This window comes from Bradyrhizobium amphicarpaeae (assembly GCF_002266435.3).
Lineage (GTDB): Bacteria > Pseudomonadota > Alphaproteobacteria > Rhizobiales > Xanthobacteraceae > Bradyrhizobium > Bradyrhizobium amphicarpaeae.
The window spans coordinates 5274912-5294104 of the sequence record NZ_CP029426.2 but is presented as its reverse complement, the minus strand read 5'-3'; the positions used below and the strand labels follow the sequence as shown (position 1 = coordinate 5294104).

At 64.0% G+C, this 19193-nt stretch carries 24 protein-coding genes; 8 read left to right on the top strand and 16 right to left on the bottom strand.

The window, feature by feature from the left end; genetic code table 11:
• The first annotated feature begins 176 nt into the window (after nt 1-176).
• Nucleotides 177-1145 (top strand): helix-turn-helix domain-containing protein, encoded by a 969-nt coding sequence (locus tag CIT40_RS25005; protein ID WP_162307662.1) that lies wholly within the window; start codon nt 177-179, stop codon nt 1143-1145.
• Between the two features lie 63 nt (nt 1146-1208).
• Here CIT40_RS25005 and CIT40_RS25000 read toward each other — a convergent pair whose 3' ends face one another.
• From CIT40_RS25000 to CIT40_RS24980, 5 genes are all read right to left on the bottom strand, one after another.
• Nucleotides 1209-1634 (bottom strand): hypothetical protein, encoded by a 426-nt coding sequence (locus CIT40_RS25000; protein WP_094891242.1) that lies wholly within the window; start codon nt 1632-1634, stop codon nt 1209-1211.
• A 124-nt stretch (nt 1635-1758) separates the two neighbouring features.
• Nucleotides 1759-2748 carry a Bug family tripartite tricarboxylate transporter substrate binding protein gene (locus CIT40_RS24995; protein ID WP_094891243.1) on the bottom strand — a complete coding sequence of 330 codons (990 nt, stop codon included), beginning with the start codon at nt 2746-2748 and terminating at the stop codon, nt 1759-1761.
• 261 nt (nt 2749-3009) lie between these two features.
• Nucleotides 3010-3939 carry a substrate-binding periplasmic protein gene (locus CIT40_RS24990; protein WP_094891244.1) on the bottom strand — a complete coding sequence of 310 codons (930 nt, stop codon included), beginning with the start codon at nt 3937-3939 and terminating at the stop codon, nt 3010-3012.
• Nucleotides 3936-4292 carry a c-type cytochrome gene (locus CIT40_RS24985; protein WP_094891610.1) on the bottom strand — a complete coding sequence of 119 codons (357 nt, stop codon included), beginning with the start codon at nt 4290-4292 and terminating at the stop codon, nt 3936-3938. The genes CIT40_RS24990 and CIT40_RS24985 overlap by 4 nt, the downstream gene beginning before the upstream one ends.
• Nucleotides 4293-4303: 11 nt before the next feature.
• Entirely contained in the window at nt 4304-5968 is a 1665-nt protein-coding gene (locus CIT40_RS24980; protein WP_094891245.1) for a methanol/ethanol family PQQ-dependent dehydrogenase, read from the bottom strand.
• A 324-nt stretch (nt 5969-6292) separates the two neighbouring features.
• Between CIT40_RS24980 and CIT40_RS24975 the strand changes: the two genes are divergently transcribed.
• The 4 genes from CIT40_RS24975 to CIT40_RS24960 all read left to right on the top strand — a co-directional run bounded on the left by CIT40_RS24975 (nt 6293) and on the right by CIT40_RS24960 (nt 8393).
• Nucleotides 6293-6685: a lanmodulin LanM gene (locus tag CIT40_RS24975; RefSeq protein ID WP_162307661.1), complete on the top strand. Its 393-nt coding sequence runs from the start codon at nt 6293-6295 to the stop codon at nt 6683-6685.
• A 214-nt stretch (nt 6686-6899) separates the two neighbouring features.
• Complete coding sequence (pqqA, locus tag CIT40_RS24970; protein WP_012029362.1) at nt 6900-6980, top strand: pyrroloquinoline quinone precursor peptide PqqA; 81 nt, start codon at nt 6900-6902, stop codon at nt 6978-6980.
• A gap of 236 nt (nt 6981-7216) precedes the next feature.
• Nucleotides 7217-8086, top strand: coding sequence for a hypothetical protein (locus tag CIT40_RS24965; protein ID WP_244611847.1), 870 nt, complete (start codon nt 7217-7219; stop codon nt 8084-8086).
• Between the two features lie 97 nt (nt 8087-8183).
• Nucleotides 8184-8393 (top strand): hypothetical protein, encoded by a 210-nt coding sequence (locus tag CIT40_RS24960; RefSeq protein ID WP_094891247.1) that lies wholly within the window; start codon nt 8184-8186, stop codon nt 8391-8393.
• A gap of 10 nt (nt 8394-8403) precedes the next feature.
• Here CIT40_RS24960 and CIT40_RS24955 read toward each other — a convergent pair whose 3' ends face one another.
• From CIT40_RS24955 to CIT40_RS24940, 4 genes are read right to left on the bottom strand one after another with little or no spacing between them, the layout of a single operon-like run.
• Nucleotides 8404-8757, bottom strand: coding sequence for a hypothetical protein (locus CIT40_RS24955; protein ID WP_094891248.1), 354 nt, complete (start codon nt 8755-8757; stop codon nt 8404-8406).
• Between the two features lie 44 nt (nt 8758-8801).
• Complete coding sequence (locus CIT40_RS24950) at nt 8802-9512, bottom strand: ABC transporter ATP-binding protein (protein WP_094891249.1); 711 nt, start codon at nt 9510-9512, stop codon at nt 8802-8804.
• Nucleotides 9502-10239 (bottom strand): ABC transporter permease, encoded by a 738-nt coding sequence (locus CIT40_RS24945; protein ID WP_094891250.1) that lies wholly within the window; start codon nt 10237-10239, stop codon nt 9502-9504. The genes CIT40_RS24950 and CIT40_RS24945 overlap by 11 nt, the downstream gene beginning before the upstream one ends.
• A 1-nt stretch (nt 10240) precedes the next feature.
• Nucleotides 10241-11239: an ABC transporter substrate-binding protein gene (locus CIT40_RS24940; protein ID WP_162307894.1), complete on the bottom strand. Its 999-nt coding sequence runs from the start codon at nt 11237-11239 to the stop codon at nt 10241-10243.
• Between the two features lie 87 nt (nt 11240-11326).
• On the opposite strand from CIT40_RS24940, the gene CIT40_RS24935 reads away from it, so the two are divergent.
• Nucleotides 11327-11686, top strand: coding sequence for a hypothetical protein (locus CIT40_RS24935; protein WP_026202407.1), 360 nt, complete (start codon nt 11327-11329; stop codon nt 11684-11686).
• 184 nt (nt 11687-11870) lie between these two features.
• Here the strand turns inward: CIT40_RS24935 and CIT40_RS24930 are convergent, their stop codons facing one another.
• Both CIT40_RS24930 and CIT40_RS24925 read right to left on the bottom strand, forming a co-directional pair.
• The gene (locus tag CIT40_RS24930) at nt 11871-12689 is read right to left on the bottom strand and encodes a quinoprotein dehydrogenase-associated SoxYZ-like carrier (protein WP_162307660.1); all 819 of its coding nucleotides are present in this window, start codon (nt 12687-12689) and stop codon (nt 11871-11873) included.
• A gap of 120 nt (nt 12690-12809) precedes the next feature.
• Nucleotides 12810-13733, bottom strand: a complete 924-nt coding sequence (locus CIT40_RS24925) for a quinoprotein relay system zinc metallohydrolase 2 (protein ID WP_094891252.1) — start codon at nt 13731-13733, stop codon at nt 12810-12812.
• Between the two features lie 127 nt (nt 13734-13860).
• Between CIT40_RS24925 and CIT40_RS24920 the strand changes: the two genes are divergently transcribed.
• Nucleotides 13861-14742, top strand: coding sequence for a substrate-binding domain-containing protein (locus CIT40_RS24920; protein WP_094891253.1), 882 nt, complete (start codon nt 13861-13863; stop codon nt 14740-14742).
• Nucleotides 14739-15296 (top strand): PQQ-dependent catabolism-associated CXXCW motif protein, encoded by a 558-nt coding sequence (locus CIT40_RS24915; RefSeq protein WP_094891254.1) that lies wholly within the window; start codon nt 14739-14741, stop codon nt 15294-15296. Before CIT40_RS24920 ends, CIT40_RS24915 begins: the two co-directional genes overlap by 4 nt.
• 169 nt (nt 15297-15465) lie before the next feature.
• On the opposite strand, the gene CIT40_RS24910 is transcribed toward CIT40_RS24915, so the two are convergent.
• From CIT40_RS24910 to CIT40_RS24890, 5 genes are all read right to left on the bottom strand, one after another.
• The gene (locus CIT40_RS24910; RefSeq protein WP_094891255.1) at nt 15466-15765 is read right to left on the bottom strand and encodes a copper-binding protein; all 300 of its coding nucleotides are present in this window, start codon (nt 15763-15765) and stop codon (nt 15466-15468) included.
• Between the two features lie 127 nt (nt 15766-15892).
• Nucleotides 15893-16501 carry a hypothetical protein gene (locus CIT40_RS24905; RefSeq protein ID WP_094891256.1) on the bottom strand — a complete coding sequence of 203 codons (609 nt, stop codon included), beginning with the start codon at nt 16499-16501 and terminating at the stop codon, nt 15893-15895.
• On the bottom strand, nt 16498-17346 hold the full coding sequence (locus CIT40_RS24900) for an ABC transporter permease (protein WP_094891257.1): 849 nt from the start codon (nt 17344-17346) through the stop codon (nt 16498-16500). Before CIT40_RS24900 ends, CIT40_RS24905 begins: the two co-directional genes overlap by 4 nt.
• Nucleotides 17343-18149, bottom strand: a complete 807-nt coding sequence (locus tag CIT40_RS24895) for an ABC transporter ATP-binding protein (RefSeq protein ID WP_094891258.1) — start codon at nt 18147-18149, stop codon at nt 17343-17345. The genes CIT40_RS24900 and CIT40_RS24895 overlap by 4 nt, the downstream gene beginning before the upstream one ends.
• A complete protein-coding gene (locus CIT40_RS24890) occupies nt 18146-19090 on the bottom strand; it encodes a YVTN family beta-propeller repeat protein (protein WP_334265215.1) in 945 nt (314 codons plus the stop codon). The genes CIT40_RS24895 and CIT40_RS24890 overlap by 4 nt, the downstream gene beginning before the upstream one ends.
• Nucleotides 19091-19193 lie beyond the last annotated feature (103 nt).

Sequence of the window (19193 nt, the reverse complement as noted above, 5' to 3'; positions counted from 1 at the left end):
ACGGAGCTACAACTAAGGCGGAGGATCGTCTTTCAAGGGTGGCAATGGAACGATGGCGCTCGTGCCAAAAGACCGCTCAAATTCGAGGTAAACGTCACGCAATCACGGCTGGGGGCTGCAGCAGCGCTGGTCGCGATTCGCGTCGAATCTCCGGATCAAACCCAGTGGCTGGATTAATGTCCGACACCATTCACACGCTCTCGACGACCGGCATGACGCCAAAGCGCCAGATCCAGAGCTGGGTCGACGGGCTGACGAGCCTGTGCGGGCATTTCGACGTCGATCCGCTGGAGGCGTCCTCGCTCGAGGGCCGCATCGACTACACCAGCGTCTCGCGCCTCAAGCTCTGCCAGATCGAAGTGAGTCAGCATCGCATCGCCCACACGCTGGCGCGCGCCAAGGCCAACGAGCATCCCTACATCAAGATTCACTTCCAGACCTACGGCGTGTCCTATTTCGAGCAGGAAGGCCGCCACATCGAAATCAACCCGGGCGACATCATCGCTTATGACGTCTCCTGTCCGCATTCGATCATCAGTCCCGCGTTCACCCGCCACGACGTCGTAATCGTGCCGAAGTCGCTGCTGCGCGACCGCGGGTTCCCGTCGCAGCGGATGCCCGCCTGCAAGCTGTCATCGAAGACGGGGACAGGGCGGATCGCCCACGATTTCGTTCATGCGACCTTCGACGAGGCGGCAAAGCTGTCGGCAAACAGTGCGGTCGGCGTCGCCGATTCGCTGATCGACCTGCTGCTGCTGCCGCTGCGCGAAGCCGACACCATGTTCGACCGTGTCGGGCCCGAAGCGATGTATGTGCGCGCGCAGTTCTTCATCCGCGAGCACCTGCGCGATCCGGATCTGTGCATCGACCAGATCTCGACCGAGCTCGGCTGCTCCAAACGCTATCTGCACATGCTGTTCTCGGAGCGCGGCACCACGGTGAGCGACTACATCTGGCAGGCCCGCCTGCAGAACTGCCGCCAGGAGCTCGAGGCCCACGCCGGCAAGACCATCACCGACGTCGCGTTCTCCTGGGGCTTCTCCAGCTCATCGCATTTCAGCCGGGTGTTCCGGAAATATTTCGGCGTGGTGCCGTCCTCGATCCACAAGGCGCAGCAGGCCACCGCGAGTTCGGGCGAGCATTAGGCGCTTTCGAGCGCAGGCATTGGGCAGCGATGATCGGGCCGGTCGCGCCGCTGCGGCGACATTTCACGCGGACGTGGCAATGTAGGGAATGCCGGCCAGCAGTGCGACGAGCAGCATTGCATTGGCCAGCATGCCGCTCCAATGCAGCCGCCGCAGCCGATGCGGGGCATCGGCATCGCCGGCGTCCCTCGCTCTGAGCTGGTCATCGACCCTTTGCATGAACCAGCGGCGTCCCCAGATCGCCAGCACTGCGAGCAGGCCAACGACCAGCGCGGCAAGCAGGCGGCCGTCCAGGAGCAGTGCCGCGGTCCCGATGAGGGCGGCGACGCGCATCACCAGAAAATGGGCGTTGAACATTCCGCGCAGCAACTGGGCGACGGGCTGGATATCGAGCCTCACCAGCAGGAAGGCCGGCGAGGCCAGCGTGAAATAGCCCATCGGAAAGAGCAGGATAATCATAACGGCGACAGCGACTGCATCCGGTGTCATGCGATCGGCCCTTCTGGTCCGTAGTGGCACGCAATCATAGCGTGGAAATGCGCTTCCGACACTAGGCTTTGGTCGGACTCCGGAGCGAGATGGGGCAACCGGCGCGCCGACCCTGGCTCGGAGCCTAGGCCGGCTCGAGGCCGAGTGACTTCGCGCTCTCGATCCAGATCGGCAGTTCGCGCTGGTACAGCGCATTGGTCTCCTTGAAGCCGATGGCAGCTTCGAGCACGAAGGTCGCGAGAACTTCCTTCACTTTCGGATCGTTGTTGGCGGCCACGCACAGCTCCGCCAGTCGGTCGATCACCGCTTGCGGCGTCGCCTTCGGCACGGCCCAGCCGGAGAAGCCGCTCACGGTGAAGAATTTCGAGGTCGCGCCCTGCTCCGGAAGGGTCTTGATGGCAGGGATCGCGTCGACCTTCTTCGAATGCACCGCGAACACGGTGCCACGGTCGCTTTGCAGGACCGACTGCGCTGCCGTGTAGCTGCCCATTGCGGCATCCAGCGTGCCTTCGAGCATCCCCGTCCACATCGGGGCCTCGCCGCGGTAATGGACCGGCTCGATCGACAGGCCGTACTGCTTGTTGAGCTCGTTGATCGTCATGTGCGGAGCCGAACCCGCGCTGTAAGTGCCGAAGTTCACCTTGCCGCTCTTGCGTGCGAACGCGACGAAATCCTCCAGCGTCTTGACGCCGGTCCTGGGGTTCGCGACCAGCAGAAGGCCGGCCCCCGGAATGACGCTGACCAGCGTCAAATCCTTGTCCATGTCGTAGCCTGGATTCTTCATCACCACGCGGTTCATGATGTAGGTGGTCGAGATCGAGCACAGCATGGTGTGGCCGTCGGGCTCGGCGCGGGCAACTTCGGCGGTGCCGATCGCGCCGGAAGCACCGGCCTTGTTCTCGACGACGACGGTCTTGCCGACCTGCTTGGAGATGAATTCGCCATAGGCGCGCGCGAGCAGGTCGGTCTGACCGCCGGCGGGATAGCTGCAAATCATGCGAATCTGCCGCGCGGGCCACCCAGCCTGCGCCGAGGCGCTGCGCAGGACGAAAGGCATCGCAAGTCCGGTGCTACCGGCGGCAATGAAGTGGCGGCGATCGATTGGCTTGGACATGATTCTCTCCCGGTTCCCTGAAGGGTACTGCACCGGGCTGGCCCTGCCATCGGCATCAGGCGAGACAGATTGGCGCATTCCGTCTGATCACATATGGCACATGCTGGGCGAAGTTCGTGCCCCGGACGCAGCGCAGCGCTCCTTAGCGGTGCGCTGCAGAGCCGGGGTCCATGATGCAGCCACCCGGCTTTCTAGGTCCCGGCTCTGCGCCGCAACGCCAAGAGGCGTTGCAGCGCGTCCAGGACACCCGAGCCTTTCCAATCACCGCTGAATGATCTTCGTCCAGACATCGCCCAGAATCGCAGGCTCGCGCGGTGGCAGATAGGTGAGCCCGGCCTGCTTGCCGAACTCTGCGATCCGCCCCTCGGCCGCGAGCCCCGTCAGCGCCTTGTTGACGGCGTCGATCAGCGCGCCATCGCTGGCCAGTCCGACATAGCCGCGATTGGCGCCGATCGGATAATAGTAACCGGATGCCGTGATCGCCGTGTCCGGGTGCGCAGCGCGATGGGCGTCGAAGCGGGCAAGATCGATCAGCGTCGCGTCATGCTCGCCGCGCTGCAGCGTGCCGAGGAGATCGTCGCGGCCGGGAACGAGATGGGTGATGTTGTCGATCAGCCGCCCCTTGTCGAAGCTCATCAGGATGGCGTCGCCGAGCGAGCCGCTGTCGATGACGAGACGAAGCCCTGCGAGATCGCCGATGTCGCCGATCTTGCGGCCGCTTGCCTTCGGCCCGAGCACCACCGTCAACGGCGAATGGACGTAAGGCTGGCTCGGCGCGAGCACGCCGAGTGCAACGCGGCGCCGCCGATCGTCGCGTGTGGCCCCGGCGAAATCAGGCAAGCGCGCCGTCTTCATCCCGGGGACGACGAGCGAATCCCGGGTCAGCGCGTAGCCGCCGACTAGCGAACAGCGCCCGTCCGACAGCAGTGCATTGGCCTCGAGCTGTGGGCTCGAATCCTCGTCCAGCTTGCTCTCGAACCACTGGATCGCCAGCTTCCGTCCAAGCCGGTCCGCGATCGCCTGCGCCAGCAGCACGTCGAAGCCGGCGTCCGGCTTGCCGCGGTGGTGCATCGAGAGCGGCGGCCGGTCCTCGTCGAGGCAGATCTTCAGGGGATCGTCGGCTGCGAGAGCGACCGACGCCATCGTCGAAAGCAAGGCCGCAAGGCTCCATGCGGCACGACGAACCCTCATGGCTTCCTCCGGCTGGAGATGAAGGCCCAGAGAGAGCCGATCTCCTCGTCGTCGAGGATATCGCCCCAGGGCGGCATCCTGTTGTTCTTGCCGTTCTTCACCGTGGTGACGAAGCGGGTCTTGTCGTCGGGAAAGGCGCGCAGGTCCGGCGTGATGGTGCCGGAGTTCATCAGGTTGGGGCCGTGGCAGTGCGAGCATTTCGAAGCATAGGTCGACTTGCCGTGGTCGATCTGTGCCTGCATGGGATTGCCGGTTGCGTCGTCCGCGGCGCAAACGGTCGCCGCAATCGCGACCGTCAGCCCCGCGACGGCGGCGAGGATCGCCGCCGTCTTATGAGAGAGCCTTCTCAGCATCATGCCGTGGATTACTGCTTGACCGCAAAGACCCACAGCGAGCCGCCGGGTGGCACTTTGGCAAGCCGCTCGTCGCCCGAGAACAGCGAGTAGACGCCGCCATAGCCTGATGTCACCGCGACATATTGCACGCCGTCCTGCTGCCAGGTCACAGGCTGGCCCTCGATGCCGGACCCGGTCTGGAACTGCCAGAGCTTCTTGCCGGTATCCGCGTCGAAGGCCTCGAACTCGCCGGTCAGCGCGCCCGAGAACACCACACCGCCCGCGGTCGACAGCACGCCCGAGAAGCGTGGGATGTCGCTCGGCGCTTCCCATTTCGACTTGCCCGTCATGGGATCGATCGCCTTGAGGTAACCGCGCGGCCCGTCGCCGAACTCCCAGGGATCGGTCAGGTCCATGCCGAGATACCATTCACCCTGCTTGAAGGTGACGGGCTCGGCCTTGTACTTGCCGCCGAAGTTGAGCGTGTTGGCGTAGGCGAGGCCGGTCTGCGGGTTGAACGACATCGGCTCCCAGTTCTTGCCGCCGAGGATCGACGGATAGACCGTGACCTTCTTGCCCTCGCGCGCATCCTTGGCGACGTCGGTCTCGATCGGCTTGCCGGTCTTCATGTCGACGCCGGTTGCCCAATTGACCTTCACGTAAGGATTGGCCGCGAGCAGCTTTCCGTTGGTGCGATCGAGCACGTAGAAGAAGCCGTTGCGGTTGGCATTCATCAGCGCCTTGGTCGGCTTGCCCTCGACGTTCACATCCGCGAGCACCATCTCGGCGACGGCGTCGTAGTCGAACGGATTGTTCGGCGAGAACTGGTAGTGCCACTTGATCTTGCCGGTCTTGGGATCCATCGCCAGCACGGAGCAGGTGTAGAGATTGTCGCCGGGACGTACCGCCGAATTGAACGGGCCGGGATTGCCGATGCCCCAATACACGGTGTTCAGCTCGGGATCGTAAGAGCCCGTGATCCAGGTCGAGCCGCCGCCGAGCTTCCAGGTATCTCCCTTCCAGGTGTCGCCGCCGGGCTCGTCCGGAGAGGGGATCGAATGGGTGCGCCACAGATGCTTGCCCGTCGCCGGATCCCAGCCGTCGATGAAGCCACGCGTGCCGAATTCGGCGCCGGAGATGCCGGTGATGACGACACCGTCGGCGACCAGCGGGGCAACCGTCATCGAATAGCCTTCCTTGATATCGGCGGCCTTCTGACGCCACAGCTCCTTGCCGTTCTTGGCGTCGATCGCAATCACGTTGGCATCGAGCGTCGTACGAAACAACTTGCCTTCATGGATTGCGACGCCGCGATTGATGATACCGCAGCAGACGATCCGGGGCGTTTCGGCGGGATATTCGACCTTGCTCTTCCAGATCTGCTTGCCGGTCTTGGCGTCGACCGCCATGGTCGCATTGTGCGAGGTCACATAGATCACGCCCTGATAGACTATGGGCTGGGATTCCTCGCTGCGATCGTCGTTGAAGGAGTAATTCCAGACCGGGACGAGGTTCTTGACGGTGTCCTTGTTGATCTGGTTCAGCGTCGAGAAGCGCTGCAGATTGTAACCCATCCCGTAATTGAGAACGTTCGATGTATCAGTCCCGCCCTTGACCAGTTGCTCGGTGGTCTGTGCGCCTGCACAAGTCGATGCAAGCATGACGAGGCTCGCGGCCATCGCAAAGCGTTTCATCCGTTCCTCCCAATATGCGCGCCTTTTGACGCTGCGGGAGCAACACTCCGTCGGAAACCAAAACGCGTCAATACGAAAGTCGTAAGTGTCGTCGATATCGTTGGATGCAGACGCCGGTCGCCTTACAAAAGGCTGACGCCGCGGACTCACTTGCGTGGAGACGCTGAAAAAATTCCGTGGCGCGAAGCAGCTCCGGGTGGGCTAAAGCCTGGTTCCCCGGGTTGTCGCGCGCGCAAGTTGCAATTCCGGGCTTGAACCGGGAGCGGCTTGCGGATTTATGTTGTGCATCGCGCCCAAACCGGGCTCCTCATCTGGGAGGTCTTGATGATTTCGCGTCGCTCAGTTGCGCTTGTGCTCACCATTGCAGTGTTGTCCGGCCCGGCGTGGTCGGCCTCCGGCAACGCGGTCAAGATGTTCGACACCGACAACGACGGCACGCTCGATCTTGCCGAGGTGAAGAAGGCGGCCGCCGCAACCTTCGCAAAGCTCGATCCCGATCATGACGGCACGCTCGATGCCCGCGAATTGCGCGGACGGTTGTCGGCGAAAGAGCTTGCCGCCGCGGATCCTGATCGCGACGGGACCCTGACGCTCGACGAATATCTGTCCGTGGTCGAGCAGCGTTTCAACGCAGCCAATCCGGACAAGGACGGAACGCTGGACGCGAAAGAGCTGAACTCACGGGCCGGCCGGAGCCTGGTGCGGCTGTTGCGCTGATTCCGTCGATTCGACGCGCGGTGCGCCGCACAAGCCTGCGTCTCGCATGTCGTGTTTGACCAAGAGTGAACTGGCTTTGTCCGAGAGAGAAATGCGCTCGCGGAGAATCGTCACCGAGGCGCAGGGTAGTCGAATCGAGACTTGAACTGCACCTGACGCAGCCCTAGGTTTTGCGCCGCGCGATGTCGCGCTCATTACCTTGGGGAGACCCCGAATGGCCTGGAAAGCTCCGAAGATCGTGGAAGTGCCGGTCGGCATGGAAATCAACATGTACGCCTGCGCTGCGCGCAAGTAAGACCGACGACCTGCCGCGGCCTTGCCGGTGAACGCCGTCGAAGCCGTGGCAGTGTCGGATCTCGGGCCTGGCATTCGTTGTGTTCTGGAGCTTCGCCGTCGACGCGATGGCGTGCCTGCGCAGGCTTCAATCATCTTCCATCAAAATCGCGATCACGCTCTTGCCGCAGTGTGTTACGCTGATGCCCGGTCAGCGCTGCTGCCGCATCAAAGCGGCGCGCGCCTTCGAGGCACGGGATGCGCGACAGGACTCGCAGATGTCTGATGGTGATGGCCTGCGCGGTTGCGCTGACACCGACGCACGGGCACGCCGAGGAGGGCTTCGATACCGAGCACATCTTCGGCTTCATGATCGGCAGCGATGTCGGCAATCCCGGCGAGCGTGAGTTCCAGAGCCAGACGACGGGACGCTTCGGCAAGGGCGGCGGGACCTATCGCGCGCTCGAGAAGGAGATCGAGATCGAGATCGTGCCGCTGCCGAACTTCCGCATCGAGCTCGGCGCTGTGGCGAGCTTGCACGACATCACCGGCGTCCCCGATATCGACGACCGTCGCCAGCTCAACTTCCAGGGCGCCTCGCTCGACCTGCGTTATCGCCTGCTCGACCGCGAGCGCGCCCCGTTCGGCCTCACCATCGCCGCCGAGTTCCACGGCGACCGCATCGACGAGACCAGCGGCGCGAAGGGGCGGATGTACGGCACCGATTTCACCCTGGCCTTCGACCGCGAACTCATCCCCAATTTTGCCATCGGTGCGCTCAACCTGATCTATCAGCCGGAATGGGCGCGCTTCGAGGTGGCGGGGCAGTCGGAGAAGAGCTCGACGATCGGCGCGGCCTTTGCCGGCCTGGTGCGTGTGCGGCCCGACGTGCTGCTGGGCGGCGAACTGCGCTACTTCCGGCAATATGAAGGCATCGGCCTCGGCGAATTTTCCGGCCAGGCCCTGTTTGTCGGCCCGACCGCCTATGTCCAGCTCTCCGAGCGCTCGCGGCTGACCTTGAGCTGGAGTATGCAGGCCTGGGGGCGCCCGGCCGGATCGGGCGGCAATCTCGACCTCGTCAATTTCGAGCGCCACCAGGCCCGCATGGTGTTTGGCATCAACTTCTAGAGTTAGCCCTGTTCCTCACGCCGTATTGAAACTTCCCCCTCCAAGGGACGTAGTTTCTTGTGCTAACCTCCATTTGTTCCCGTGAGAGGATCTCGGTATGAACCCGATCGACCTGGTGGTGACCGTGTGTGCGGTGCTCTCGCCTGCGACCTGCGAAGAGCAACATTTGATCTTCAATTATGCGGGGTCGCCCCGCCAATGCGTGATGGCCGCGCCCCCCTATATCGCGCAATGGGTCGGCGATCATCCGAAGTGGCAGGCGGTGCGGTGGCGCTGCGAATATCCGCACCCGAACGACAAGGCATAAGAAGTCTTCGCTACTTGCTACAGTCCTTCAGATCCTTGTCGGCGATCGAGAACACCGCATCTGCCCTGATCTCGATGTCGCGAACGACGCATTGCCGCGCATTGGGATAGCTGACCTTGGCGTCGTAGCGGCCCGGCTCGACGCCGGTGATGCGCAGCCGCTCGTCGTGGTCGACCTCCTTGTCCTTGTCATTCAGGCACTGGTTCGGGCCCCAGTCGGTCTTGCCCGCGGGTGAGAGCTGGAAGCCGGAGATCGTCTCGCTCGTCAGGTTCCAGAGCCTTGCGCCCTTGCCCTTGGCCTGCGCGAGCGCCGCGCCCGGCACCGCGACCAAGAGAATGCCGATCGCAATCAGCGTACGCCGCATTGGTGAGCCTCCCTCGACAGATTGGTCCAGTTGACCACGAGTTTTCATTTCGATTCAAGCTGCAAGGCCGCGAGCTCGGCCCTGATCCCAGTGAGCGCGGCTTCGCTGCGCATCGCGCGCGGGATGGCGATCGGCACTTCCTGTACGATACGGGCGGGGCGTGGCGACAAGAAGAACAGGCGGTCGCCGAGCCGTACCGCGTCATCGAGACTGTGGGTGACCAGCAGCGTCATCACCGGCCGGCTCGCCACCAGCGCCGCGATCTCGTCGCGCAAACGGCCGGCGAGCGCGTCGTCGAGTGAGGCGAGCGGCTCGTCGAGCACCAGGAGATCGGGCTCGACGGCGAAAGCGCGGGCGAGCGCGACGCGCCGGGCAAGGCCGAGCGACAACTCGCCGGGAAAGTGGTTGCGATGCGCGTCCAGCTCGAGAATCCTGAAGAGCTCGGAGAGCTTGGCGTCGGTCACGTCGGGCGCAGCCAGCCGCACATTCTGCTCGACCGAACGCCACGGCAACAGCCGCGGCTCCTGGAACACCATGCCGATCCGCGCCTGCGGCGGACGCGCGACATGGCCCCTGAAATCTGCGTCGAGCCCGAGGATGATGCGCAGCATCGTGCTCTTGCCGCAGCCGGACGGGCCGATCAGCACGCCGACCTCGCCGGATTGAAGCGCGAATTTGAGCGGCGCGAGCACCTCGTGGGTCCCGCCCGCGGCACTCCTGAACGTCTTGCCCGTGATCTCGACCTCAAGCCGCACGGGGCCGCCACCGTGTTGCGCGGGCTTCGAACGGCTGCACCAGCAAGGTTTCAATGACGAACACGACTGCGGCGAATGTCAGCGAATAGGCCAGCAGCCGCGGCGTGTCGAACAGCTGGAAGGCGATGCCGATCTCGAAGCCGACGCCATTCGGCCGTCCCAGCAACTCGGCGACCAGGACGATCTTCCATACCAGCGACAGTCCGGAGCGGGCGGAGGCTGCGATATAGGGCGCAAGCTGCGGCAGCACGACATGGCGGAACGCGCGCCAGCGCGGCATCGCGAACACGCTCCCCATCTCGTCGAGCGAGCGGTCGAGCGCGCGGGTACCCTCGCGCAGGGTGACGACCGCGGTCGGCAGCTTGTTGATGGCGATCGCCGCGATCGCGGCGGCCTCGGTCAGGCCGGCCCAGATATAGGCCAGCACGATCACGACCAGCGCCGGCAGATTGAGCAGCAGAATCAGCCAGGGATCGCCGAGCTTGTCCGCGAGCCTGACCCGTCCCATCAAATAGCCGATGGCGCTGCCAAGCGACATCGCCAGCACGAAGGCGAGGGTCACGCGCGCCAGCGTGGCACCGAGATGCAGGAACAGCGCGCCGGACGAGGCCTCCGCGATCATGACCTCGAGCACGGCCGGCGGGGAGGGCAGCTTCGCGCCGCCGACGAACAGCGCGGCGATCCACCAGATCAGAAGAAGCAGGGCGAACGACAGAAGACGCAGCACCTCAATCTCCAGGGACCGCGTGATAGAAGGTGCCCGGATCGAGCTCGGTCGCCGGGCCGACGAGGTCGCGGCCGCCGATCTCGGCGAGCACGCGGTAGAGCACGCGCGCGTCTTTCTCCTCGTCGTCGATGCTCCGGCGCGGAATGCCGGCGCGATAGCGCTCGCGATAGGTCTTGAGCAAGATGGCATCGGCCGTGCCGGTCAGCGGCGCGATCTTGTCCCAGGCCGCATCGGAGGTGATCAGCAGCTGCTTGGCCTTGCGAGTCATCGCGATGAAGCGCGCCACCGCGTCCTTGTGGCTCGCCGCCCAGCTCTCGTCGAAGACATAGCCGACAGCGGAGACCGCGCCTTTGGCGCCGAGCTTCGGCAGAATGTCCTCGATGCCGGCGAGGCGGCGAAAACCCTTGGCCTCGAGCTGGGCACAGAAATTCCAAAAATTGAGGCTCGCCTCCATCTCGCCGTCGAGCGCCTTGGCGGCGATCAGGGGCGGGGCGCCGTAGACGATGGTCGCCTCCGACTTCAGGTCGATGCCGTCCTGCTTCATGCTCGCCTGGAGCAGCAGCCAGCTCTTGTCGATCGCCCCGCCTGCGACCGCGAGCTTGCGCCCCTTCAGGTCGGCGAGCGTCTTGATCGGCGAGGATGCGGGTACCATCACCGCGCCGAGCGCGCTGGAATAGGGATAGAAGGTGAGCTTGGCGCCGAGCGCGCGCTCGCGCGACACCCACAGCCAGTCGGACAGGATGATGTCGGCGCTGCCTGCGCGCATCGCGATCTTGCCCGCCTCGGTGCTCGCGAGCTCGGTGACCTCCAGCGAAAGGCCTGCCTCCTTGTCGAGACCGCTGGCGCGGATCGCGGCCAGCTCCCAGGAAAATGTCCCGGTCTTCTGCACCGCAAGGCGGATGGTGTCCGCGGCGCGGGCTGGTGCGGCCAATGTCAGCGCCAGCGTCGTTGCGAGCGCCAATATCCGGCCAAGTGCCCTCATCACGCCAAATGCTCTCATCACCTTGTGAGCCGTTTCCTCTGACAGAGTGCTTTTCAGGACAATACGCATAGCATAGCTTCGGTCGCAACCCGCGGGAGGATGCGCATGAAACTGGCCGGACAGCTACGACCGATTGTCGCCGCATTGACGGTGCTGGCGGCGACCGCGTGCGTGGCTCGGGCCGAGGAGGCCAATGATTATCCGACGTCGGCGCGCGCGGAGTACGTCTATGGCTGCATGAAGGCCAATGGCGAAAGCCGGCAGTCGATCGAGCAATGTTCCTGCTCGATCGACGTGGTCGCCTCGATCGTCACCTATGAGCGCTACGTGACCGCCGAGACCGCGCTCAGCATGTCCCAGGTCCGCGGCAATCTCGGCGTCCAGTTCCGCACCTCGGAGCAGGCGAACACGGCGGTGAATGATTTGCGCCGCGCCCAGGCGGAGGCTGAAGTGAGGTGTTTCTGACATTTTCTTCCTTCTCCCCTTGTGGGAGAAGGTGGCGCGAAGCGCCGGATGAGGGGTAACTCTCCCCTTGCTCAGACGTTTGAGAGCTGCGCTCGCGGAGAGATACCCCTCACCCGTCTCGCCGCTACGCGGCGAGCCACCCTCTCCCACAAGGGGCGAGGGAATCAGCGCAAGCGGTGTCGCCTCACGTCCCCGGCTTCTCGACATCCCACTCATTCCGGAACACGTGCCCCTCCGTGTCCTTTGCTTCCGCGCGAAAACGCTTGGCGCCGTTGGAGACGTAGGTGAAGCGCAGATTGGGATCTTCCGAGATCGAGATGCCGCCTTCCATCGACAGCACGGGGCTGTCGTCTTGCGTCAGCTTCAGCTGGTTGACGAAGAAGGCGGGAATGTAGAGCTGCGTGACCTGGTCCATCTGCAGGCCTGAATTGTTGGGATGGCCGATCATGATCTGGGCTTCGCGGATGCGGCTCGCCTTTGCTTCCTCGCGCGCGAATTGCCTGTAGCGCATCTTGCCGAGGCGGCTTTGCGCCTCCTCGACATTCTTTCCTGCCGGCGCCGAGCAGCCGCCCGAGGCCTTCACGTAAACCTTCGAGACGTAGAGCTGGCCGTCGCTGAGCTCGGCCACCGCGTGCACATCGGTGTAATTGTTGACGCGCACGCGCGTCGAGATCTCCGTGACATTGGCATCGGCGCCGAGTTCGAACTTCGCCGCCATCGGCGCCGGGTTGCGGTCGATCACGAGCGTGATCGAACGGATACGGCGGCTGTCCGCGGGCGACAGCTTGCTGCGCAGAGTCACCGGCACGATCGCCGCGTCCTCTGCGCGATACGGCATCTCGATGCCTATCACGGCGCTGCCGTCGTTCATGGAACGGTTGTTGAAGATGTCCTGCACAAGACCCGGCCAGGGATCGTCGGCCTCTTCAGCCTGTGCCGGCACGGCGAAGGCGATGCCGAGCAATGCGGCGATCAAGGGCAGGCGGCGTGTCCAACTGGTCATGGTCATCATCCCCTGAGTCAGCGGAGCTGATCTCTCAGTCAGCGGAGCTGATCTCCGAGTCAGCGAAGCTGATCTCGTGGTCAGCGAAGCTGATCTCTCGCGGCTATCGTAGCGCGCCTGCTACTCCCATTCAATTTCCGAAAATGCTGCAGTTGCGTTCCGGGCGTTGTAATCGCCGAACAGTTCCCAGCGCGATCGCTCCTCCGCGGCCGCCTTCTCGGCGGCGGCCCGGATCGGCTCGCCGTTCTTGTTCAGCGCGCGGACGTTGGACAGCAGCGTTGACAGGTAACGTCGCTCGTCGGCCAGCGCGGCAGGCCAGTCGCTCACGGGTCCGTGACCGGGAACGACGCGACGCGCAGGAATGGTCTCCAATTCCTTCAACGTGTCGAGCCAGCCGCGGATACTGCCATCCATGACCGGAATGTGGCGGAGAAAGACGAGGTCGCCGGCGAACAGGGTTTTCGTCGCCTCGTCGTACACGGTCACATCGCTGTCGCTGTGCCCGGCCCGCCATGCGCGCAAGACGAGACGGCGCGATCCGAGATCAAGCGTCATCGTGTCCGAAACCAGCAGGGTCGGAGGAATGATCTTCACGGGATCAATGAGTTCACGACCCATGATGCGACGAAAATTGTCGAGATAGTAGGGCCCGCGCGTCACCAGCGCCTGCGGCAGCTTGCTGTGGCCAACGAAGCTGGTGCCGCCGGCGGCGAAAGCGGCGTTGCCGAAGACGTGGTCGGGGTGGCCGTGGGTGTTGATGACATAGCGGATCGGCTTGTCGGTGCGGGCCCGCACGGCGGCGAGCAGGGCCTCGCCTTCACGGAGGCTGCCGCCTGTGTCGACGACGGCCACGGCCTCGTCACCCACGATGAAGCCGACATTGGCAATGTCGCCCTCGTTCTCGCGGGTCATCAGGGCAATGGCCCCGGAGTGTACGAAGATTCCGGTTGCGACTTCGCTCACAGGCAATTCGACCGCCCCGGCCCGTGCTAGCGTGGCTATCCCCAGCAGGGACAAGGCGATCATTCGAGCAATGCGAGACACTTTTCCGCCTCAGTTCAAAGAATGGGCTGCATTGCACTGCAACAAGGTAAAGCCAGCAGAGTCTGGCGAAACATGGCGCATCATGCGTTGCATGGATAGCATTCAAACAAAACGAGGAGGAAGCACGATGACGGAGGCCGGACGACATCGTCGCTGGTTGTTTTCACTGGGGGCACTGGTTGCGTGCTGTGCATTCGGCGATGTCGCCATCGCACAGACCAATGACAGCGGCGACCTCTCGTTCGAACTGGTCGACCCGAATGTGCTACGTGTCTGCGCCGATCCACGCAATTTGCCGTTCTCGAACGAAAAGGGCGAGGGGATAGAGAACAAGCTGGCCGAGCTGTTTGCCGACAAGCTCAAGAAGAAGCTCGACTACGTTTTCTTCCCGCAAGCCACCGGCTTCGTGCGGATGACGCTGGGCGCGCACCGCTGCGACGTCATCATGGGCTTTCCGCAAGGCGATGACGTCGTGCAGGGCACTAATCCCTATTACCGCACGAGCTATGCGCTGGTCGCCAAGGCCGGCAGCGGGCTCGAAGACGTCGACACGCTCGAAGACGCGAAGCTGAAGGGCAAGCATGTCGGCATTGTCGCCGGCACGCCGCCGGCGACCAACATGGCCATTGCCGGCCTGATGAGCGATGCAAAACCCTATCCGCTGATGATCGACACGCGCTATGACAATTCGGCGCAAGCGATGATCGACGATCTCGCCGCCGGCAAGATCGACGCCGGGGTGCTGTGGGGACCGATGGCTGGCTACTACGCGAAGAAGGTCGGCTCGCTTCACGTCACGCCGCTGGTGAAGGAAACCACGGGGCCGAAGCTGGTCTATCGCATCGGCATGGGCGTGCGTCCCGCCGACCAGAACTGGAAGCGACAGCTCAACAAGCTGATCCAGGAGAACCAGGGCGAGATCAACAAGATCCTGCTCGACTTCGGCGTTCCGCTGCTCGACGAGAACAACAAGCCGCTCGGCGCGGAGACCGCCAAGAAGGCGCCATGAGACGGCGTCTTGCCGCTGCGCTCGTCGTTGCCGCCTTCGCGGTGCCGGCATTTGCGCAGCAGCAGGAGCCTTTCGAGCCCGAGGGTTACCGTACCGACAATTATCGCGCCCCGGTGCCGGCGACGCTCGCCGGCGCGCGCGTACTCAATACGGTCGAAGCCGAAGCGATCTGGCGCGCAAAGAGCGGTGCGTTCGTCGACGTGCTGCCGCGGCCGCCGAAGCCGAAGAACCTTCCCGCAGGTACGGTGTGGCGCGATGCGCCGCGCAAGAACATTCCGGGCAGCATCTGGCTGCCGGATACCGGCTACGGCAGCTTGCCGCCGGCGATGGACGATTATCTTCAGCGCGGCCTCGCACAGGCCTCGCGCGGCGACAAGGCGGCGCTGCTGGTGATCTATTGCCTCGCCGATTGCTGGATGTCCTGGAACGCCGCCAAGCGCGCGCTGACGTACGGCTATTCCAATGTCGCGTGGTATCCGGATGGTACGGATGGCTGGGAGCGTGCGAAGCTGCCGACGGACGAAGCGCAGCCGGAGGCGAGGCCGGAGCAATAGGTATCTCGATGGGGACGGATTGTCGCCTCCTCGTCATGGCGAGCGCAGCGAAGCAATCCAGAATTTTTCCACGCAGGGACTCTGGATTGCTTCGTCGCGAGTGCTCCTCGCAATGGATGTGAACGCAGCATCGCGCTGCGTCGACCAGTCCATTGCTGCGGTAAGTCCGCTACTGCTTCTGCAGCTTCGTCAGCGTGCCGGTGCCGTTGTTGTCGGTGGCAGAATAGTTCACCCTGTCGCCGGCATGAACGGACTCCAGCATCGCGGCGTCCTTGGTTTTGTATTCCTGGAGCGCGCCGGCACCGCCGGCGCTGCCGCCGACCGTGCCCTTCTGCGTCTGCTGGATCGAGATCGTGCCGTTGAGCCGATCGATCCGCATGACCATTCCGGTCATGTCGTCGGCAAGAGCGCTGGTTGCGAGCAGGCTGAGGGCCGCAGCGCCTGCAAATATAAATCTGGTGGTTCCCATCGAGGCCTCCCGACGTCTTGGAGTTCACTTCGACAAGCCATCCTAGCTCGATTTGGTTCCGGCAGATAGCAGGGCAAAGGTTAACGGGCCGATTCGGGAACCGTCGTCAGCGCCAGCGATGCGGACGCTAGTCCAATTCCTGCTGAATCACGCGGCCGAGCGCGAACAGGCGCTGGTCGATCGTGGTTGGAACCTCGCAGACGAATCGCACGACCTTGTTGCGGTCCTCGAAAATGCGGGTCTTCCAGATCAGTTCGTTGCTGAGTGCCTCGACCCTGGTCTCGTCGCGCGGCGTGGCGCCCTGGAGGGCCTGGAGTTGAATCGTCTCCTCGCGAATCTTGTCGGCGGCCTCGCGCTGCTTGCGGCTGACGCGCTCGAGCCCGTTCATCACCTGGGAGCGCTGCGCGTTGAGCGTGTCGAACAGGCCGGCGAACAGCAGCTTTGCGTTGTTGGTCTTGTCGGTGGAAGAGGCGGCCAGAAAGTCCTTCACCGACTTCTCGGCTTCGTCCATCGGCGTCTTGCGCGCCGACAGTTTCGCGACCAGCGCGGTGATCTTCGCATCGTTCTTCCACTTGGTCTCGGCGTCGTCGAGCGCAGGACCAGCCCAGACGGCGGCGAGCGATATCTCCGGCACCTTGGCTTGCGTGCAGGGCCAGTTGGGGTAGCGCGGATCGGCCGCGCGGGCGGCCGTGCCCGACAGCGCGAGCGCCACAACAGCCATCGCCAGAACCTTCATCCCTCGCCTCCTGCGGGCCCCCGTCGCGCCAGCCCGCGCGAGGGATCATAGGCCCAAATCGCGCCGATCATGAAGACGATTGTGCAGGCCGCGACCACCGACAGCGAGATCCAGTTGATCTGCCCGTACAGCGCAAAACGTATCAGCTCGACCGCATGGGTGAACGGATTGGTCTCGCAGAGATAGTACAGATAGGGGCTGCCTTCCTGCACCCGCCACAGCGGATACAGCGCGGACGAGGCGAAGAACATCGGAAAGATGACGAAGTTCATGACGCCGGCGAAGCTTTCCAGCTGCTTGATGCCGGAGGAGATCAGCATGCCGAGCGAGCCCAGCATCAGCCCGGACAGGATCAGCGCCGGCAGCACGGTGAGATAGCCCGATGACGGCGGGCTGATGTCCCAGAACCAGGCGATCAGAAGGAACGCATAGACCTGCAGCAGCGACACCGCGGTGCCCGCCAGCAGCTTGCAGAACAGCAGGAAGCCCCGCGGCAGCGGGCTCACCAGCAGCGTGCGCATGTTGCCCATCTCGCGGTCGTAGACCATCGACAGCGAAGACTGCATGCCGTTGAAGAGCTGGATCATCGCTATCAGCCCGGGTGCGATATAGACCTCGTAGAGGATGTAGGTCTCGTAGGGCGGGATGATGGAGATGCCGAGCACCTGGCGGAAGCCGGCGGCGAAGATGAACAACCACACCAGCGGTCGCACCAGCGCCGAGACGAAGCGCTCTCGCTGATGCAGGAAGCGCAGGCCTTCGCGCCAGACGATGCCTGTGAGGCAGGTCAGGTACTCCTGGACCGAGAAGCCGCGCGGGGTGTCACGCGTCGTGATGCTGCTCATGCGCCGCCTCCCGGCATGGTCTGCGCGCCCGTCAACCGCATGAAGGCGGTGTTGACGTCCTGTGCCCCGGCTTCGGTCACGACGCGGCTCATCGGCCCCTTCGCCAGCACTCGTCCCTGGTGCAGCACCACGAGGTCGTCACTGGGCATGATCTCGTCGAACAGGTGCGTGGCCCAGAGCACGCCGATGCCTTGCTCCGTCACGAGCTGACGGACCTGGTTGATGATGTCGGCGCGCGCCTTGACGTCGAGGCCGACGGTCGGCTCGTCGAGCAACAATAGCCGCGGCCGGTGCAGCAGCGCGCGCGCGATTTCCAGCCGCCGCATCTGCCCACCCGAGAGATCGCGCACCTTGCTGCCGGCGCGGTCAGCGAGCCCGATGCGGCCGAGCAGATCGGCGCTGCGTGCTGCGGCCTCGCTCCGGCTGATGCCATGGAGCGCGGCGTGATAGAGCAGGTTCTGCGTCAGCGACAGGTCGAGATCGAGCGTGCGCGGCTGGAACACGACGCCGAGCAGCCGCAGCGCCTCACCGGGGCTTTTGCTGATGTCGTGGCCGAAAATGCCGACCCGGCCGCTCTGGATGCCGAACAGCCGGGTGATCAGCGAGAACAGCGTGCTCTTGCCGGCGCCGTTGAGGCCGAGCAGGGCCGTGAAGCTCGCCGGCTGCACGTTGAAGGAGACGTCGATCAACGCCCGCCGCGATCCATAGGCATGGCTGACGCCGTCGATCGACAGCGCCGGCACCGCCGCCGTATTCGGCTCCGGCGCCGCCTGTGGTTGGGGACTCGGAGCAGGGCTGGTCATGGCGCGATCGTGATGCCCCAGGGCAACTCGCCCACCTGAATGGTCTTGATCACCTTTTGTGCGGCGACGTCGATGACGGAGACGTCGTTCGACACGCCATTGGTGGTGAGCAGATATTTTTCATCGGGCGTGAACGCCATGTGCCAGACCCGCTGACCCACCAGCAGATATTTCGTCACCTTGCGCGAGGCCACGTCGACCACGGCGATGCGGTTGGCCGGCCCGAGCGCGACGAAGGCGGTCTTGTCGTCCTTGGTCATGCCGATGCCGACCGGCTGGATCGCCTCTTTGCGCAGGCCCGGAATTTCGAACGTGACCTTGCCGATCACCTCGTGCTTCTTCGGGTCGATCACCGAGACGGTGCCGCCGATCTCGGAGGAGACCCACAGTTCGGAAGCATCGTGCTTGAACTCGGCAAAGCGCGGCCGCGCATCGACCAGCACGTTGGCGACGATCTGGCGCGAGGCGGTGTCGATGAAATGCGCCATGTTGGTCGTTTCCGACGTGTTGATCAGCGTCTTGCCGTCGGGGCTGATGGTCATGCCCTCGGGCTCGACGCCGACCTGGATGTCGCCGAGCCGGGCGCGTTTCTCGAGGTCGATCACGGTCACCGTATTGTCGTTCTCGTTGGCGACGTAGAGGATCTTGCCGGCGGCATCCTGTGCGAACAATTCCGGGTCGGGTCCGGAGGGCAGGCTGTCCACCACGGCTTGCGTCTTGGCGTCGATCATCTGGATGGTGTCGTCGTCGCCGACCGCGACCATCACGAACTTGCCGTCGCGCGTGAAATCGATACCGCGCGGGCGCTGGCCGACCTTGATGGTCTTGGTCACGGTCCAGCTGTCGGTGTCGATCACCGTCACGGTATTGCTCTTCTCGTTCGAGACATAAGCGATGAACGCATGGGCAGGCGCCGCTGTGAGCGTGAACGCTACCAGCAACGCCGCCTCTGATATACGCGATCTCTGTCCGCGGGCGGTCTTCACCTCCCCCGCAAGCGGGGGAGGGGGCGCAGCGTCGCCGCCGTAATAGCTCGAACTCATC

Excerpts from the sequence above, each read along its gene's own strand:
- CIT40_RS25005 (WP_162307662.1), top strand. The coding sequence starts at position 177 with ATGTCCGACACCATTCACACGCTCTCGACGACCGGCATGACGCCAAAG.
- CIT40_RS25000 (WP_094891242.1), bottom strand. The coding sequence starts at position 1,634 with ATGACACCGGATGCAGTCGCTGTCGCCGTTATGATTATCCTGCTCTTT.
- CIT40_RS24995 (WP_094891243.1), bottom strand. The coding sequence starts at position 2,748 with ATGTCCAAGCCAATCGATCGCCGCCACTTCATTGCCGCCGGTAGCACC.
- CIT40_RS24990 (WP_094891244.1), bottom strand. The coding sequence starts at position 3,939 with ATGAGGGTTCGTCGTGCCGCATGGAGCCTTGCGGCCTTGCTTTCGACG.
- CIT40_RS24985 (WP_094891610.1), bottom strand. The coding sequence starts at position 4,292 with ATGCTGAGAAGGCTCTCTCATAAGACGGCGGCGATCCTCGCCGCCGTC.
- CIT40_RS24980 (WP_094891245.1), bottom strand. The coding sequence starts at position 5,968 with ATGAAACGCTTTGCGATGGCCGCGAGCCTCGTCATGCTTGCATCGACT.
- CIT40_RS24975 (WP_162307661.1), top strand. The coding sequence starts at position 6,293 with ATGATTTCGCGTCGCTCAGTTGCGCTTGTGCTCACCATTGCAGTGTTG.
- pqqA (WP_012029362.1), top strand. The coding sequence starts at position 6,900 with ATGGCCTGGAAAGCTCCGAAGATCGTGGAAGTGCCGGTCGGCATGGAA.
- CIT40_RS24965 (WP_244611847.1), top strand. The coding sequence starts at position 7,217 with ATGCGCGACAGGACTCGCAGATGTCTGATGGTGATGGCCTGCGCGGTT.
- CIT40_RS24960 (WP_094891247.1), top strand. The coding sequence starts at position 8,184 with ATGAACCCGATCGACCTGGTGGTGACCGTGTGTGCGGTGCTCTCGCCT.
- CIT40_RS24955 (WP_094891248.1), bottom strand. The coding sequence starts at position 8,757 with ATGCGGCGTACGCTGATTGCGATCGGCATTCTCTTGGTCGCGGTGCCG.
- CIT40_RS24940 (WP_162307894.1), bottom strand. The coding sequence starts at position 11,239 with ATGAGAGCATTTGGCGTGATGAGGGCACTTGGCCGGATATTGGCGCTC.
- CIT40_RS24935 (WP_026202407.1), top strand. The coding sequence starts at position 11,327 with ATGAAACTGGCCGGACAGCTACGACCGATTGTCGCCGCATTGACGGTG.
- CIT40_RS24930 (WP_162307660.1), bottom strand. The coding sequence starts at position 12,689 with ATGACCAGTTGGACACGCCGCCTGCCCTTGATCGCCGCATTGCTCGGC.
- CIT40_RS24920 (WP_094891253.1), top strand. The coding sequence starts at position 13,861 with ATGACGGAGGCCGGACGACATCGTCGCTGGTTGTTTTCACTGGGGGCA.
- CIT40_RS24915 (WP_094891254.1), top strand. The coding sequence starts at position 14,739 with ATGAGACGGCGTCTTGCCGCTGCGCTCGTCGTTGCCGCCTTCGCGGTG.
- CIT40_RS24910 (WP_094891255.1), bottom strand. The coding sequence starts at position 15,765 with ATGGGAACCACCAGATTTATATTTGCAGGCGCTGCGGCCCTCAGCCTG.
- CIT40_RS24905 (WP_094891256.1), bottom strand. The coding sequence starts at position 16,501 with ATGAAGGTTCTGGCGATGGCTGTTGTGGCGCTCGCGCTGTCGGGCACG.
- CIT40_RS24900 (WP_094891257.1), bottom strand. The coding sequence starts at position 17,346 with ATGAGCAGCATCACGACGCGTGACACCCCGCGCGGCTTCTCGGTCCAG.
- CIT40_RS24895 (WP_094891258.1), bottom strand. The coding sequence starts at position 18,149 with ATGACCAGCCCTGCTCCGAGTCCCCAACCACAGGCGGCGCCGGAGCCG.